The organism is Nocardia sp. NPDC052112, assembly GCF_040680135.1.
Taxonomy (GTDB): Bacteria; Actinomycetota; Actinomycetes; order Mycobacteriales; family Mycobacteriaceae; genus Nocardia.
This window is the reverse complement of sequence record NZ_JBFAWD010000003.1, coordinates 205656-220541: the sequence shown is the minus strand read 5'-3', so window position 1 is coordinate 220541 and position 14886 is coordinate 205656. Positions and strand designations below refer to the sequence as shown.

Here is a 14886-nt window from a genome sequence, read left to right as displayed (position 1 = left end):
TCACGCGCGGCTGGTGGTGTTCCAGAAGCCGATCCAGAGAGCGCCCCACCAGCAGGCTTGGGAGATCAGCAATGTGAGTGCGCCTCGGACGATCAGAGCACGGTCGAGTACACCGCCGCGGGCCGAGACGCGGTCGGTGAACGCCGATGCCTGAAGGCCGTTCAGAGTCAGGGCAACGACCAGGACCATCTTTGTCTGGGTGGTGTGGTCGGCGATATTCGGTTCGAGCAGTACACCGCTGGCGACCAGACCGATGACGCCCAGCCAGATGGGCAGTTGGAGGCGCTCTGCGACGGTCAGCATCTCGCGCAGGGGAGTGCGGCGCAGGACCCAGGCGATGGCGAAATAATCCACCGCCAGCACCGCGCCGAAGCCAAGGACGAGTGAGGCCAGGTGGATGAGCAAGGCCGCATGTTGCAGCGCCGGTGTGCAGTGCAACTGGGTCGACAACCAGATCGCCGTCGCGAGCGCGGCGCACGTGGTCACGGTCCGGATCGCGAAACCACGCCGGGTTCGCGACCCACTCGTCAGCGCCGTCATCGGCCCCACCCCACATCACGGCCCTGCATTGTCGATCCTCACTCACACAACTCACCCAACCTGGTTAAGGTTAGGCACGCCTAATGCTAGTGTCTCCGATTTCGGTCGAGATCGACAGGGGGTATTCAGCGGCGCGGAATGGCGGTGTACTCCTGTTCGGGGCGGCCGGTGGTGCCGTAGCGCAGGCGCATCTGGATGGTGCCCGCCGCGACCAGGGTGGCGAGATAGCGCTGGGCGGTGGCGCGGGAGATGCCGATGGCGGTGGCCACCTCGGCGGCGGACAGGGGTGCGACGGCCTCGAGGATGGTGTGCAGGACAAGGTCTTTGGTGGGGGAGGCGATGACGGTGGCCGCAGCGGGTGTCGAGGTCGGACGCAGCGCGTGGAGTGCGGCTTCGATGCCCGCGTTATCGATCTGCGGTGCGGCGAGGGTGCGGCGATAGCGGGCGTATCCGGCCAGACGGGCCGCGAGCATGGTGTGCGGGAACGGTTTCACCAAATAGGCGAGTGCGCCCGCGGCCAATGCGGCACGAACGGTGGCGCTTTCGGTGGCCGCCGTCAATACCATCGCGTCGCAATGTAGTTCGCGTATGAGATCGATGCCCGAGCCGTCGGGCAGGTAGACATCGACCAGCGCCAGGTCGACCGCATGGGCGGCGTTGAGTTCGCGCGCGCGGACCAGGGTGTTCGCGGTACCCGCGATGGTGAAACCCGCGATGGATTCGACGATTCCGGCGTGCAGATTGGCCACGCGGAAGTCGTCGTCCACCACCAGCACGGTCAGATCTGTTGCGGCCATGGCATTTCGCTGTCTACGAGTACTCCGGGGATTCGGGCGATGAATTCGGCTCCGGTGAGCGGTGGCGCACCACCGCGCGCACTGGCGAGTCGGACATCGCCGCCGTGTGCGCGGGCGATCTGGCGGATCAGCGCGAGGCCGACACCGCGCCCGCCCGGTACGCCGCGATCCGCACGGGTGGAGGTGCCCTCGGTGAACAGGGTGTCGATCATTTCGGGCGCGACACCGTCACCGCTGTCCGCTACCGCGATGTGCAGTGTCGAATCCTCCTGCACCAGTTCGACTTCCACCTGCTTGGTCGGGTTGTCGGCGATGCGTGCGGCCTCGATCGCGTTGTCGAGCAGATTGCCGAGAACCGTGGTCACATCGACGGGTTCGGCGAGATTGCCGTCTACCCAGGTATTCGGTCCGAGGACGAGTTCGACGCCGCTCTCGCGCGAATGCGCCGCTTTGGCCGCGAGGAAGGCCTGTAGATACGCGTCGTGGATCGCATCGATGCCGGGCGTCGCCGCACCCAGCGGGCCCGCACCGATCAGTTCATCGATGACATGTGACGCCTCCCCGGTGCGCCCACTGTGCAGCAGGCCGCTGAGCAGGTGCATTTTGTTGGAGAACTCGTGGCGCTGGGCGCGCAGCACCGTGCTCATCGACTGCACGGCGTCGAGTTGGCGAGTCAGTGCCTCGACATCGGTGCGATCGCGCACGGTGAGTACCGCACCCAGATCGCGCCCCTCACGGGTGACCGGTCGGGCAGCGACCACCACGATATGTGAGCCGATGGTGGCAGGTGTCGGTTGTTCGTCGAGGGCTCGGAAAACCTCCAGCACCCGTGGCGTCAAACCGATCTCGTCGACCGGCCTGCCGATATCGGCGCTGATGCCGAGCAGCCGCCGCGCCTCGTCATTGACAAACGTGGTGCGCCAGGCGGAATCGACGGCGAGCACACCGCGACCGATGCCGTGCAGCACTGCCGCCTGACCTTGGACGAGTTCGGCCAGTTCGGCGGGTTCGAGTCCGAGCGTCAACCCGCGCCACCGGCGCGCCAGAAATGCCGATCCCGCGATGCCGATCAATAGTGCCGCCGCGATCAACAGCGCCGCGGTGCGCAGATCGGAGAGCAATTGCCCGCGAATCGCCGTGGTCGAGATGCCGACGCTCACCGCACCGACAACCCGAGTCGAATCGAGTTCCACCACAGGTACTTTCGCGCGCACCGACGAGCCGAGCGTGCCGCGCTCCTTGACGATCACCTCCCGGCCCGCCAGCGCCTCCGACGGATCGGTACTCACATGTTCGGTCAGTCGCGCCTTGTCCGGATGCGCCAACCGGATTCCGGCATCGTCGGTGATGACCACGAACAGTGCGCCGGTGCGCTGTGTCGTATCGATCGCGATCCGCTCCAGCGGCCCCGCGGTGAGCTCCGGCCGCAGCTCGGGCGTCACCGTCCCGGGCGCGTACCGGGCGACCTCCGTGCGCACCACCGGTTCGGCCGCGATGCTGCGTGCGATGGCCAGCGCGCGCTGTCCGTACTGATCGTTGAGCCGTTGCTCGCTGACATAGCCGAAGACCGCGAACGCGGCGGCGAGGGTCACTGTGACGATCACGATCTGCAGCAGCAGCACCTGGGTGCGCAACCGGAAGTGTCCGGTGGCGCTCCGTCGTGCTCTGCCGTCGTTGGCCATTTCCGCAGCATAAACCACGCACACGGGGCGTGAGCAGAATGCGCACAACCTTCGAATCGGTCGTTTGCGCCGGTTGTGCGCACAAGCCTCGAAGTGTGACCCGGCCCACGTAGGTTCGCTCTACCTGATCCGCTAGGAGCAAGAAAAAATGACCGAACCACTCATCGAGCTGCGGAGCGCGACGAAGCGCTTCCCCGGCACCGGCGGCGGAATCCACACTGCCGTCCGCAATCTCGACCTCGCGGTACAACCCGGCGAATTCGTCGCGGTCGTGGGCCCGACGGGTTGCGGCAAGTCGACCACGCTGTCGTTGGTCTCCGGGCTGGAGCCGGCCTCGGCCGGGCGGACGCTGGTGCGCGGCAAGGATGTCCACGGCATCCCCGACGGCATCGGCTACATGTTCCAGCAGGACGCGGTGCTGCCGTGGAAGAGCGTGATCGATAACGTCGCCCTCGGCCCGCGCCTGCGCGGCAAGTCCAAGGCCGAATCGCGTGAACAGGCCCGCGGCTGGGTGCGCAAGGTCGGTCTCGCCGGATTCGAGAGCTACTACCCGCATCAGCTCTCCGGCGGCATGCGCAAGCGCGTCGCGCTGGCGCAGACCCTGGTCAACGATCCCGAAATCCTGCTCATGGACGAGCCGTTCAGCGCGCTGGACGTGCAGACCAGGCAGTTGATGCAAGACGAACTGCTGCGCGTATGGGCGGGTACCGGCGCGGCCGTCATCTTCGTGACCCACGATCTGGAAGAGGCGATCGTACTCGCCGACCGGGTCGTCGTGATGACCGCCAGCCCGGCCACGGTCTGCGGCAACTTCCCGGTCTCGTTGGAACGTCCGCGCAATGTCGAGGAGGTCCGGCTCACCAACGAGTTCCGGGATATCTACAAGGAAATTTGGGAAACGCTGCGCGATCAGGTCGAGGCAGCCCGAGGCAAGGGAGCCTCCCGTGTCGCATAACGTGCTCGAAGACGTGGCGAAGTCCGCGCCCGAGGTCGAAGTCGAAACCGAGGAACAGATTCTCGCGCGCGTGCGGACCAACCTCCGGCGCAACCGGCTGCGCACCTGGGGCCTGCGGATCGCCCTGATCGCGGTGTGGCTGGGCGCGTGGGAACTCACCGCCACGGTGTGGATCGACCCGTTCTTCTACTCCAAGCCTTCGTTGATCTGGGACCGCCTGGTCGAATGGTTCACCGAGGGGACACAATTCGGCTCGATCTGGCTGCAGATGTACACCACCGTGCAGGAGGCGGTGCTCGGTTTCGTCATCGGCGCGGTGGCAGGTGTCGTACTCGGCACGCTGCTCGGCCGCAGCCGGTACTGGGCCGAGGTGCTCGCGCCGTTCATCAAGGCGCTCAACGCTGTGCCTCGTATCGTGCTGGCGTCGCTGTTCATCATCTGGTTCGGTCTCGGGCTCAGCTCGAAGGTCGCGACGGTCGTGGTGCTGGTGTTCTTCGCCGTCTTCTTCAATGCCTTCACCGGTGCGCGTGAGGTCGACGGCAATGTCATCAACAACGCCCGCATTCTCGGTGCCAGCAAGCGTCAGGTGCTGAGCTCGATCGTGCTGCCCAGCGCGACCACCTGGATTCTGTCCAGCCTGCACACCGCCTTCGGTTTCGCGCTGATCGGCGCGGTGGTCGGTGAATATGCCGGTGCGAGTAAGGGTTTGGGTCTGCTGATCAGCAATGCCCAGGGTACTTTCGATTCGGCAGGAATCTACGCGGGCATGATCATCATTACCGTCATCGCGCTGCTCGCCGAATGGGCGATCAGTGCCGCCGAGGGCCGATTGCTGAAATGGCGTCCGTCGCAGGCGGCCGCGAGCCACGGGATCTGATCATGCGATACGTCAAACATCTGACGGTCATTGTCGGAGTCATCGCGGCACTGCTGCTGGCGACCGGTTGCCGGGACTCCCGAACCATTCCGATGGCCAACGGTCGGCCCCAGATCACCATTATGGTCGGCGGACTGGAGAAGGTGATCTACCTGCCCGCTATGCTCGCCGAGCGGCTCGGCTACTTCGAAAAGAACGATATCGACGTCAAATTGCTCGGTGAGCAGTCCGGCGCGAGTGCCGAAACCGCGCTGCTGACCGGCGATGTGCAGGCCGTGGTCGGCTTCTACGATCACACCATCGACCTGCAGGCCAAGGAACAGTGCCTGACCTCGGTGGTCCAATTCGCCGATGTGCCGGGTGAAGTCGAGCTCGTCTCCAAGGCGGATGCGGCGAGTATCAAATCGCTGGCGGATCTGCGCGGCAAGAATCTCGGTGTGACCTCGCTCGGCTCCTCGACCGACTTTCTCACCCAGGCGCTCACCGGGCAGGTCGGTATGACCACCGCCGACTACACTCGCGTGAAAGTCGGTGCGGGACAGACCTTTATCGCCGGAATGAACCACAACGGCATCGATGCGGGTATGACCACCGACCCGACGGTCGCCACCATGGTGAACTCCGGTGAGGCGAAGATTCTGGTGGATATGCGCACCGAGGAAGGCACCCGCGCGGCATTGGGCGGGCTGTATCCGGCGTCGTCGCTGTACATGCGCTGCGACACCGTCGACGCGCATCCGGACATCGTGCAGAAGATCGCGACCGCCTTCGTGCAGACGCTGCAGTGGATCAAGACGCACACCGCCGACGAGATCGCCGACAAGATGCCCGCGCAATACGCGAGCGCGGGCCGCGATCTCTACGTCCAGTCCATCCGCGACTCGATCGGCATGTTCAACGGCACCGGCCTGATGAAATCCGAAGGCGCCGAGAATGTGCTGAACGTGCTCGGCAAGTACTCCAAGAATGTGGCACCTGTCCGGGACCGCATTGATCTGTCGAAGACCTACACGACCAAGTTCGTGCAGGAGGCGCTGCGCGCGAATCAGCAGTAGCGACACCACGAAATCCCATGGCGACCGGCGAACATCCGGCTGCCATGGGATTTCGGCCGTTCACCCGTTCGGCACATCCGCGGTGTCCTGGGCTTTGAATTCCGCCTTCCACTCGCGGAAGCCCTCCTCGGTGCGACCGCGGCGCCAATAGCCCGAGATCGAGGCCGCCCACTCGGCGGAGACGCCACGCTCGCGGCGAACGTAGCGGCGCAGATCCTGCATGACGGCGCGGGCCTCGCCATGGATGAAGACTTGAACCCGGCCGTCGCGCCATGTCGCCGCGCGCACGGCTTCGGCCAGCACATCGCCCGGCTCGCGGGCGCCGCGATACAGCCAGGTCAGCTCGATGCCGGTCGGCTTGTCCAACTTCAGTTCGTCATCCGGTCCGGCGACCTCGACGAAGGCCTGTCCGATCGCATCGGCGGGCATCCCCTCCAGCGCGGCCGCGATCGCGGGCAGTGCCGCCTCGTCACCGGCCAGCAGATGCCAGTCGGCGTCGGCGCGCGGGGCGTAGGCTCCGCCCGGCCCGAAGCAGTCGATGGTTTCGCCCGGTCGCACCGAGGCCGCCCACGGCCCGGCAATGCCCTCATCGCCGTGGTAGACGAAGTCCACGGCCAGCTCACCGGCATCCGGATCGATCGACCGCACCGTGTAGGTGCGCAGCACATCGATCCCGTCGCGTGGGAAAATGAACTTCACATACGAGTCGGTGAACTCGCTCGGCCGAAACGCGGCGAATCCCGGCCCGCCGAAATGTACCCGGATCAGATGCGGGGTCAACCGCTCGGTGCGCTGCACCGTCAGGGTGGTGCGGGGTCGTGCCAAGGTAACCTCCACTAGTTTCTAATTAGGCTTGCCTTACCAACCGTACCCGGTTCTGTTCATGGTGAGGGTTACCGCAGACGGGCGCGCCGTCCATGCCACAGGATGATCGGCATGACGCAGACTGTGCCGAGCGCCGCCAACGCCATCCAGCAGCGCTATCGGGATCCGAACCCGACCGAGCCCGCCGAGTGGAATCCGGTGCTGCAGGTGCTGCACGAGCACCGCTCGGTGCGCCGCTACCTCGCCGGTCCGGTCTCCGACGACACCCTGCGCCTGCTCATCTCGGCGGCCCAGTCCGCGCCGACCTCCTCCAATCTGCAGGTGTGGAGCGTCATCGCGGTCCGAGATCCGGCGCGCAAGGCGCGCCTCGCCGCGCTGGCGGGCGGGCAAGCACATGTCGAACAGGCCCCGGTGCTGCTGGTGTTCACCGCCGATTTCGCCCGGCTGCGTCAACTGGCCGATGACCACGACGCGCCCCTGGCCGGTGCCGACTATCTCGAATCGAGCTACGTCGGCTTTATCGACGCCGCCCTGGCCGCGCAGAATGCCGTCGTCGCCGCGGAATCCCTCGGCCTCGGCACCGTCTACGTCGGCGCGATCCGCAACAATCCAGAACAGGTCGCGGCGGAACTGCGACTGCCCGAACAGGTCTTCGCGGTCTTCGGTCTCGTAGTCGGACACCCGGATCCCAGCGAGGACGCCCGCGTCAAACCGCGCCTCCCGCAACCGGCCGTCCTACACCACGAAACCTACGACCTGCCCACCCAACGCCCCCATGTCGCGGATTATGAAGTCCGCATCGCCGCGTTCTACGCCGAACAGCAACTCGCCCACTCCTGGACCGAACGCGTCCTGGCCCGTCTGGCCTCCGCGACCAGCCTCAACGGCCGCCACCGGCTCCGCGAGTCCCTGGCGAATCACGGGTTCCGCTTGCGCTGATCGCGGTGGAGTTCGGGCCGAGCGGCGGGCCGGTGGTACGGCCGGTAGCCTGGCGGGCTGATCGCTCTCGAGCTCCAGGGGAAGGACTGCACCACCCATGACAGCCTCTGACCGTCAGCTACAAGCTGATGTGGCGCCCACCGACCCGACCGTATCCGGTGAAGAGGGGTACGCCCGAGGGTTGAGTCCGCGGACCATTCAGATGATCGCGATCGGTGGTGCGATCGGCACGGGCCTGTTCTATGGTGCGGGCGGCGCGATCGAGCAGGCTGGCCCCGGGCTGATCCTGGCCTATCTCGCGGCGGGTCTGGCGATCTTCGTGATCATGCGGGCACTCGGAGAGTTGCTGACCTATCGGCCGATCTCGGGCAGCTTCGCCGAATACGCGCACGAATTCCTCGGGCGCTTCGCGGGATTCGTCACCGGCTGGTCCTACTGGGCGGTGTGGGTGGCGACTTGCATGGCCGAGATCACGGTCGCCGGGAAGTATGTGCAGTACTGGTTCGATATCGCACCATGGCTGACCGCGCTGGTGGTTCTGGCGGTGATGTTCTGCGCCAACCTGATCTCGGTGCGGCTGTTCGGTGAGGGCGAGTTCTGGTTCTCCACCATCAAGGTCACCGCGATCATCGCGATGATCCTCATCGGCATCGGGGTGCTGACGATCGGGTTCGGCCATGCCGCCGATCCGACGGTCACCAACCTGTGGGCCGATGGCGGTGTATTCCCGAACGGGTTCGGACAGTCGCTACTGGTGCTGCAGATCGTGCTGTTCGCCTACGTCGGCGTCGAACTGGTCGGCGTGACCGCGGGCGAGGCTCGGGACCCGCGCAAGACGCTGCGCAAGGCGATCAACACGCTGCCGTTCCGCATCGGCCTGTTCTACGTCGGCGCGCTCGTGGTGATCATGTCGGTGGCCGGCTGGCGCACCTTCCACGCGGGCAAGAGCCCGTTCGTCGAGGTGTTCCAGCAGATCGGCATTCCCGGCGCCGCGGGCATCATCAACTTCGTACTGCTCACCGCCGCGCTGTCGTCGTGCAATTCGGGTATCTACTCCACCGGCCGCATGCTGCGCACCCTGTCGCTGCACGGGGAGGCGCCCGCCGGGCTGAACAAGCTCAGTTCGCGCGCGGTCCCGTATGTCGGCATCACCGCTTCGGCGGCGGCGATGGTCATCGGTGTGATCGTGAATGTGATCTCGCCGGACAAGGCGTTCAACTACATCACCTCGGTCAGCACCATCGGCATCATCTTCGTCTGGGGCGTAATCCTGGTGTGCCATCTGATCTACCGTGCCAAGGTCGGCCGTGGCGAACTGCCCGCCAGCGACTACCGCCTGCCCGGTGCTCCGATCACCACCTGGTTGGCGCTGGCCTTCCTGGGTCTGGTTGTCGTCCTGCTGTTCTGGACCGATAGCGGGCGCACGGCGATTATTGTCGGAGTGGTCTGGGGTGTACTGGTCGGCGGCGGCTATCTGGCGATGACCAAGCTCGGCAAGGGCGGCGCGGTCACCGAACCGGTGGCCGGATGGTCCGTGCCGGACTGAGGAGTCACATGGTCACGATCATCGGCGGCGGTATCGCGGGTACCGTGCTCGACGAGCGGCGGTCCGTGGTCGACGGCAGTGCGTTTCTCACCCTCGACGGCCGGGCGCATGCGGCACTGGGTGAGCTCGGGTTGGATCGCGCGGACCTGGATGCCGCCTCATAGGTGCGCGCAGTCGGTTTGCACGACCTCGCCGGGTATCGCGCCCAGCCCGGTGCCGATCGGCGGCTTTACTTCCGCCCGGATCTACTACGAGTGCTCACCGACTTCGCCCACGCCACGGCCGCCGAGTTCCACTACGACCGTCCGGTGACCGATCTGGACCTCGAAAGCGGAACCCTGTCGCTGACAAGTGAATCGGTGGCATCGGACGGGCCGGTCATCGCAGCGGACGGTATCGACTCGCTCGTGCGCGCCCGCCTCGAGCCCGACCGCCCCGCCGTCTATGCGGGTCAGGTCGTCATCTACGGGGTCACCACTGCCCCGATCACGCTGCCGACCGAAGAATCGGTACTGCACTTCCATCGCACCGGAAATGCCCGGCCGACCGACGCCTTCGGGCACCTGTGGAACGACCAGGCGGCGGTCTGGTTCGCCAGCATCCGTCGTCTGCCGATCCCGATGGCGGACAGCGGTTTCCACCCGGTCGCGGCCTGGGCGGAGCAGATCCACGCCGCATTGCCCGCCATTCCGGGACTGATCGACTCGCTGCTCGCGATCACCGATACGGTGCACGTCAGCAATGCCCGCGATGTGCCGCTGACGCATCCGCGCCCACCTCGAGACGATGTAATCCTTTGTGGCGACGCCGATCACGCCATCACCCCCGCCGCGGGTGTCGGCGCCCGCGATGCGATCGAAGACGCCGTCGCCCTGTACCGGGCACTCGTCGCCGGAACCTCGATCGCCGAGACCATGGCGACCCGGCGCAGTCGGATCCGCGCCGAGCGCGCCGAGGTCGCCGAAGCCTTCCGGCGCGGCCGGTTCTGATGTCGGTGGGCGTGGCGTCCGGCGCATCAAGCATCGTCGAGCGGTCGACTCCGCGTGCGAGACTGGCTGGATGGCGGTGAATCGAGACGCCGACGCCAGCAGGTTGGCCGCGGAGTCGCTCGCACAGGACGATCCGACCGGGTGGTTCGAGCGGCTGTATGCGGCGGCGGCCGCCGGGGCGGCGATTGTGCCGTGGGATCGCGACCAGCCCAATCCGATGCTGGTCGAATGGGCCGAGAGGCGCGCGTCGAACGGTGCCGGGCGGCGGGCATTGGTGATCGGCTGCGGATACGGGCAGGATGCGGAATACATCGCGCGGCTCGGCTTCGCGACTACCGCCTTCGATATTTCGTCGACCGCGATTACCGAAGTCCGCCAACGGTTTCCGGCATCGGCCGTGGAATATGTGGTGGCCGACCTGTTGGATCCGCCCGCTGCGTGGCGGGATGCGTTCGATCTCGTCGTCGAGTCGATTACGGTGCAGTCGATGCCGGAGTCGGTGCGTGACACCGCGATCACCAATATCCGACGGGCCGTGGCGCCCGGTGGTCAGCTGATCGTTATCGCCGGAATTCGAGCCGAGGGGGAGCAGGTCAGCGGACCACCGTGGCCACTCACCCGGTCGCAGCTCAATGCGTTCGCGGCCGAGGAATTTCGGACCGTGAATATCGAGGCGAATTGCGAGACACAACGGTGGTGCGCCGAGTTCAGCCGCTCGGCTGAGGGGTAAGGCAGGACCGCAAGACTCAAATGACTGCCGGCGGCCTTCGGGCTGTCCCGACCAAAGCCGTGATCTCCGCAGCGGCGCGTTCACCCGAACGAATGGCACCGTCCATATAGCCCATCCAGATGGTCGCGGTTTCGGTTCCGGCCCAATGGATTCGGCCGATCGGGGCGCGTAGGGCCGGCCCGTATTCGGTCCAGGTATTGGGCGGCATGAAGGCTCCGTAGCAGCCGCGCGTCCACTCGTCGGCGGACCAGTCCTTCTCGATGTAGTCCATGGGGGTGGCTGCCGCCGGGCCGAAAAATCTGGTGAGGCTGGAGATCACGATATCGCGGCGTTCCTCGAGTGGGTAGCGGCCCAGACGCCGCGCATCGCCGCCCTCCAGGAAGGCGAGCAGCACACCGGGATCCCCGTCCGGCGGGGAATTGTCGAAGGTGACCTTCACCGGTCCGGTGGCGGCGGTCACCTGTCCGGACAGCCCGTCGGCACGCCAGAAGGGGGTGTCGTAGACGGCCATGGTCTTGATGACCGAGCCGTTGGGCATGCGCTGAGTGAGCTGGTCGCGATCGGCGGGCAGTGCGGGGGAGTACACCAGCCGACCAGCCAGTGCCGGACTCATTGCCACGATCACTCGGCGGGCCAGGATCCGTATGTCGTCGCCGTACACGACGACGGACCCGTTGGTGTGCTCGATCTTGCGCACCGGCGTATCCAGCAGCACATGTTCGCCCAACTGCTCCGCCAGCGCCAGCGCGATCCGCTGCGAACCGCCCATGATCCGGGTTTGCTGTGCGCCACCGTCGGTTTCGATCATCGCATCCACCCCGCCACCGGCATTGAGATACGCGAGCAGATGCAGCAGCGACACATCGGCGGGATCGGCGGCCCACACCGCCTTGCAGACCATGGTGATGGCGCGGCGCGCGATATCCGAATGCAGGTTACGTCGCATCCACGATTCGACGGTCTCGCTATCCCACTGCCGTGCCCGCGCCGCCGACCACGGTGTGTTCGCCGGGACCAGACGACACATCCGATCCAACCGCTGTAGACCGATATAGGCATCCAGCAGGGCGGGGGAGGCGATCAACGGAATCCGACCGCGATAGCGCCGCAGCCTCCCGCGATGTTCGAACAGATGCCGACCGGCGGTATAGGTGGGAAACGTCTCCAGTCCCAATTCGTCGATCAGCGCCAGCACCCGGTCCTGACCGGGACCGACCCACTGCCCACCGACCTCGACGATCTTGTCCTGCCCGATCGGGTGGTTCAATGTGCGACCACCCACCCGATCCCGTGCCTCGACGACCACCGCATCGAATCCGTCGCGGCGCAACTGGCGAGCCGCCGTCAATCCGGCCAGTCCGCCGCCGATCACCGCGATATCCACCGTGCGCTCGACACCCATGGCGACCACCGATCCACCCGTGACCGATCGACTCGGTCGTATGCTCCGACGGTAGGACCGGCGCGCGACCGGCGTCAATGACCCCCGGACAGCGCTGGTTCTTGCATCCAGCCGCAAATCACCCCACTGTTGATCATGAGCGAACCCGATGTGCCCGACGGAGGCAACTATGGCAGAGCACACGCTGGCGGAGCTGATACCCGATGATCTACCCCCGGGCATTGCCGCGCTGAGCCCAGAGCACCAAGCCGAACTCGCCCAGGTGATCGAGGATGCCCGATGGCGGCAGGGGGGCGAGCTCAGGGAGGCCGCCTTCGGCATGCTCGACTTCCTGCCGCGCTTGCTCCGCGGCCCGGTCAAGAAGGCGGCCGGACTGTGACGGCACCGACGGCGCAGTTACTGAAACTCGCACGGACACTGGGTGTTCCGGTTGAAGAGCTCGATTATCTCGGCGACGTGTCCGACGCGGATCTGCAGGCATTCCGGCGCCAGGTCACGGATCTGTTCGTGGCCGGGCAGGAGCCTGGGTTGCGGCGGGTTGCCCAGGCGTCCAAGGTTATTCCGACGCCGATTACCGCGAAAATGGTGGCGCGCAGTCGCGGTGCCCTACTCGCGGCTCGAATGTCGGGCGTGCTCGACCCGTCGCACGCGGTGGATGTCGCCAAGCGCCTGCCGGTCGACTTCCTCGCCGATATCGCCGCGCGGCTCGATCCCCGTCATTCCGCGGCCATAAACGGTGGCCTGCCCGAGGCGACCGTTGTCGCGATCGGCAAAGAGCTCGCGGCCCGCGAAGATTGGATCACCCTGGGCGATCTGGTTGCCTCGATCTCCGATATTGTGGCCCGCGCCACCGAATCCGCGCTCGATGGCATCGCGCTCGTCCGCTCGGCCTGCCTTGTCGACGACGCCACGCAGCTGGCACGCTTCGTCAACCTGGTCTCCCCCGACAAGCTCACCGAAATGCTGTGTGCCACAGCCGAAAATGACCTCTGGTCGGAGTATCGCGGCATACTGGACGCCCTCTCCGAAGCCGCGGTCGACGTGGTCCGCGTCGCCGCCGAACAATTACCCGCCGAGCAGCGGACCCGCGCGCTGGCCGAAATCGCGGAGCGACGTGGCCGATAGCGTCTACTCGGTGGTCGTCGGGTGGGGCAGCCGCGCCTCCACCTCGCGCGGATCGAGTTCCTGACGGCATACCGCGCAGACCACGACCGCGTGGGTGTCGTGGTCGCAGGGCATGTGATGGAGGCGGACACGTTCGCCGAAAGCGGGTCGATGGACATCGGCCCAGTGCAACAGGGCGAGGATCGCGCCGTACAGATCGCGGCCAGCCGGGGTGAGGACGTACTCGTACCAGTCGGGATCGCGACGGTACCGCCGCCGTTCGAGCAGGCCGAGTTCGACGAGTTCCTTCAGGCGCGCGGCCAGGACTTTTCGGGCTATGCCGAGGTTGCGCACCATATCGCCGAAGCGGCGGATGCCGTAGAAGCATTCGCGGATGATGAGCATGGTCCAGCGGTCGCCGAGCACATGCGCCGCGCTGGCGATCCCGTCCGGCGGCCGTGCGGCAGTGGGCTGGTTACTGGCGGGCACCTGGTTTCTCCTCGGGTGTGTGGTCTCCTTGTGTAACCAGTCTCTGCTGGTTACTACTGAATTGTCCACACCGAATGCCGATATTCGGTGACAGAGGAGGATTCATGTTCGAACTACTGCACTTCGAGGAAAAGGGACCGATCGCACGGATCACGCTGAATCGGCCCGAGGTCCGCAATGCGCTGTCGATTGCGCTCAGCGCCGAACTCTTCCAGGCGATCACCATGGTCCAGGAATCGACGACTATCAAGGTCCTGGTGATCACGGGTGCCGGTGAAACCTTCTGTGCCGGTGACGATCTGGTCGAATTCGCCGGTCTGCTCGACGGTGCCGGTGATATCGATGACGCGATTCGGATGGTCCGGCGCTACCAGGCGACGGCCAACGCGCTCGAAGAACTCGACAAGATCACGATCGCCGCGGTCGACGGCTATGCGGTCGGGGGTGGTCTGGAGATCACCATGGCCTGCGATTTCGTCGTCGCCACCGAACGCGCCCGCTGGGGCATGCCGGAGGTCGATGTCGGCATCACCCCGGGTTGGGGTGGGACCACCCGGCTGTCGCGTTTGATCGGTAGGCGGCTGGCCAAGGAGGTGAACATGCTCGGCGGCCTGTATCCGGCCGCGCGTGCCCGCGAACTCGGCCTCTGGAACCGCGTGGTCGCCGATGACCGGCTCGAACCGGAAGTGGACGCGCTCATCGAGGTACTGCGGTCGAAGAACCAGCAAATGTTGCGGCAGCTGAAGTTCATCATCAACCGCGGTGTCGAAGCGGATCTCTATACCGCCCAGGGCTTCGAGGTGCTGTCGGCCGGCATCACCACCGCGGTCAACGGCAATTGGCGTGCCGCGGATGCGGATCAGGGCGACGGACTGCGCGACTTCGCGGCCAAGGGCCGGCTGTGGCAGTTGCGCCGCGGCCTGGCCCGCGACTTCTGGGTGGATGCCTAGCCTGCG

17 protein-coding genes are annotated in these 14886 nt (G+C 66.0%); 11 read left to right on the top strand and 6 right to left on the bottom strand.

Translation table 11 applies throughout. The annotated features are described in order from the left end of the window. From AB0L58_RS07035 to AB0L58_RS07025, 3 genes are all read right to left on the bottom strand, one after another. Nucleotides 1–540, bottom strand: a complete 540-nt coding sequence (locus tag AB0L58_RS07035; RefSeq protein ID WP_364382419.1) for a hypothetical protein — start codon at nt 538–540, stop codon at nt 1–3. A gap of 125 nt (nt 541–665) precedes the next feature. Then, nucleotides 666–1337 carry a response regulator gene (locus tag AB0L58_RS07030; protein WP_364382416.1) on the bottom strand — a complete coding sequence of 224 codons (672 nt, stop codon included), beginning with the start codon at nt 1335–1337 and terminating at the stop codon, nt 666–668. Then, the gene (locus tag AB0L58_RS07025; protein WP_364382413.1) at nt 1319–3019 is read right to left on the bottom strand and encodes a sensor histidine kinase; all 1701 of its coding nucleotides are present in this window, start codon (nt 3017–3019) and stop codon (nt 1319–1321) included. Before AB0L58_RS07025 ends, AB0L58_RS07030 begins: the two co-directional genes overlap by 19 nt. A 148-nt stretch (nt 3020–3167) precedes the next feature. Here AB0L58_RS07025 and AB0L58_RS07020 point away from each other — a divergent pair, with 148 nt between their 5' ends. From AB0L58_RS07020 to AB0L58_RS07010, 3 genes are read left to right on the top strand one after another with little or no spacing between them, the layout of a single operon-like run. Then, nucleotides 3168–3974 carry an ABC transporter ATP-binding protein gene (locus tag AB0L58_RS07020; protein WP_364382410.1) on the top strand — a complete coding sequence of 269 codons (807 nt, stop codon included), beginning with the start codon at nt 3168–3170 and terminating at the stop codon, nt 3972–3974. After that, complete coding sequence (locus AB0L58_RS07015; RefSeq protein ID WP_364382407.1) at nt 3964–4851, top strand: ABC transporter permease; 888 nt, start codon at nt 3964–3966, stop codon at nt 4849–4851. The genes AB0L58_RS07020 and AB0L58_RS07015 overlap by 11 nt, the downstream gene beginning before the upstream one ends. Nucleotides 4852–4853: 2 nt before the next feature. Then, the gene (locus AB0L58_RS07010; RefSeq protein WP_364382404.1) at nt 4854–5906 is read left to right on the top strand and encodes an ABC transporter substrate-binding protein; all 1053 of its coding nucleotides are present in this window, start codon (nt 4854–4856) and stop codon (nt 5904–5906) included. 60 nt (nt 5907–5966) lie between these two features. Here AB0L58_RS07010 and AB0L58_RS07005 read toward each other — a convergent pair whose 3' ends face one another. Further along, nucleotides 5967–6731: a siderophore-interacting protein gene (locus tag AB0L58_RS07005; protein WP_364382401.1), complete on the bottom strand. Its 765-nt coding sequence runs from the start codon at nt 6729–6731 to the stop codon at nt 5967–5969. Nucleotides 6732–6842: 111 nt separating this feature from the next. On the opposite strand from AB0L58_RS07005, the gene AB0L58_RS07000 reads away from it, so the two are divergent. From AB0L58_RS07000 to AB0L58_RS06980, 5 genes are all read left to right on the top strand, one after another. Then, nucleotides 6843–7670 (top strand): NADPH-dependent oxidoreductase, encoded by an 828-nt coding sequence (locus AB0L58_RS07000; protein ID WP_364382398.1) that lies wholly within the window; start codon nt 6843–6845, stop codon nt 7668–7670. A gap of 97 nt (nt 7671–7767) precedes the next feature. Continuing rightward, nucleotides 7768–9216 (top strand): amino acid permease, encoded by a 1449-nt coding sequence (locus tag AB0L58_RS06995; protein ID WP_364382395.1) that lies wholly within the window; start codon nt 7768–7770, stop codon nt 9214–9216. Between the two features lie 8 nt (nt 9217–9224). Next, entirely contained in the window at nt 9225–9380 is a 156-nt protein-coding gene (locus AB0L58_RS06990) for a hypothetical protein (RefSeq protein WP_364382392.1), read from the top strand. Next, nucleotides 9381–10205, top strand: a complete 825-nt coding sequence (locus AB0L58_RS06985) for an FAD-dependent monooxygenase (RefSeq protein WP_364382389.1) — start codon at nt 9381–9383, stop codon at nt 10203–10205. Between the two features lie 70 nt (nt 10206–10275). Then, nucleotides 10276–10935 carry a class I SAM-dependent methyltransferase gene (locus AB0L58_RS06980; RefSeq protein WP_364382386.1) on the top strand — a complete coding sequence of 220 codons (660 nt, stop codon included), beginning with the start codon at nt 10276–10278 and terminating at the stop codon, nt 10933–10935. Between the two features lie 16 nt (nt 10936–10951). Here the strand turns inward: AB0L58_RS06980 and AB0L58_RS06975 are convergent, their stop codons facing one another. Then, complete coding sequence (locus AB0L58_RS06975) at nt 10952–12337, bottom strand: flavin monoamine oxidase family protein (RefSeq protein ID WP_364382383.1); 1386 nt, start codon at nt 12335–12337, stop codon at nt 10952–10954. Between the two features lie 169 nt (nt 12338–12506). On the opposite strand from AB0L58_RS06975, the gene AB0L58_RS06970 reads away from it, so the two are divergent. After that, on the top strand, nt 12507–12716 hold the full coding sequence (locus AB0L58_RS06970) for a hypothetical protein (RefSeq protein ID WP_364382380.1): 210 nt from the start codon (nt 12507–12509) through the stop codon (nt 12714–12716). Continuing rightward, nucleotides 12713–13462, top strand: coding sequence for a hypothetical protein (locus AB0L58_RS06965; RefSeq protein WP_364382377.1), 750 nt, complete (start codon nt 12713–12715; stop codon nt 13460–13462). Before AB0L58_RS06970 ends, AB0L58_RS06965 begins: the two co-directional genes overlap by 4 nt. 3 nt (nt 13463–13465) lie before the next feature. Here the strand turns inward: AB0L58_RS06965 and AB0L58_RS06960 are convergent, their stop codons facing one another. Further along, nucleotides 13466–13930 (bottom strand): helix-turn-helix domain-containing protein, encoded by a 465-nt coding sequence (locus AB0L58_RS06960; protein WP_364382374.1) that lies wholly within the window; start codon nt 13928–13930, stop codon nt 13466–13468. A gap of 104 nt (nt 13931–14034) precedes the next feature. On the opposite strand from AB0L58_RS06960, the gene AB0L58_RS06955 reads away from it, so the two are divergent. Continuing rightward, nucleotides 14035–14880, top strand: coding sequence for an enoyl-CoA hydratase/isomerase family protein (locus tag AB0L58_RS06955; RefSeq protein ID WP_364382371.1), 846 nt, complete (start codon nt 14035–14037; stop codon nt 14878–14880). Nucleotides 14881–14886 lie beyond the last annotated feature (6 nt).

Excerpts from the sequence above, each read along its gene's own strand:
- AB0L58_RS06975 (WP_364382383.1), bottom strand. The coding sequence starts at position 12,337 with ATGGGTGTCGAGCGCACGGTGGATATCGCGGTGATCGGCGGCGGACTG.
- AB0L58_RS06990 (WP_364382392.1), top strand. The coding sequence starts at position 9,225 with ATGGTCACGATCATCGGCGGCGGTATCGCGGGTACCGTGCTCGACGAG.
- AB0L58_RS07020 (WP_364382410.1), top strand. The coding sequence starts at position 3,168 with ATGACCGAACCACTCATCGAGCTGCGGAGCGCGACGAAGCGCTTCCCC.
- AB0L58_RS06955 (WP_364382371.1), top strand. The coding sequence starts at position 14,035 with ATGTTCGAACTACTGCACTTCGAGGAAAAGGGACCGATCGCACGGATC.
- AB0L58_RS06980 (WP_364382386.1), top strand. The coding sequence starts at position 10,276 with ATGGCGGTGAATCGAGACGCCGACGCCAGCAGGTTGGCCGCGGAGTCG.
- AB0L58_RS06995 (WP_364382395.1), top strand. The coding sequence starts at position 7,768 with ATGACAGCCTCTGACCGTCAGCTACAAGCTGATGTGGCGCCCACCGAC.
- AB0L58_RS06970 (WP_364382380.1), top strand. The coding sequence starts at position 12,507 with ATGGCAGAGCACACGCTGGCGGAGCTGATACCCGATGATCTACCCCCG.
- AB0L58_RS07000 (WP_364382398.1), top strand. The coding sequence starts at position 6,843 with ATGACGCAGACTGTGCCGAGCGCCGCCAACGCCATCCAGCAGCGCTAT.
- AB0L58_RS07030 (WP_364382416.1), bottom strand. The coding sequence starts at position 1,337 with ATGGCCGCAACAGATCTGACCGTGCTGGTGGTGGACGACGACTTCCGC.
- AB0L58_RS07035 (WP_364382419.1), bottom strand. The coding sequence starts at position 540 with ATGACGGCGCTGACGAGTGGGTCGCGAACCCGGCGTGGTTTCGCGATC.
- AB0L58_RS07025 (WP_364382413.1), bottom strand. The coding sequence starts at position 3,019 with ATGGCCAACGACGGCAGAGCACGACGGAGCGCCACCGGACACTTCCGG.
- AB0L58_RS07010 (WP_364382404.1), top strand. The coding sequence starts at position 4,854 with ATGCGATACGTCAAACATCTGACGGTCATTGTCGGAGTCATCGCGGCA.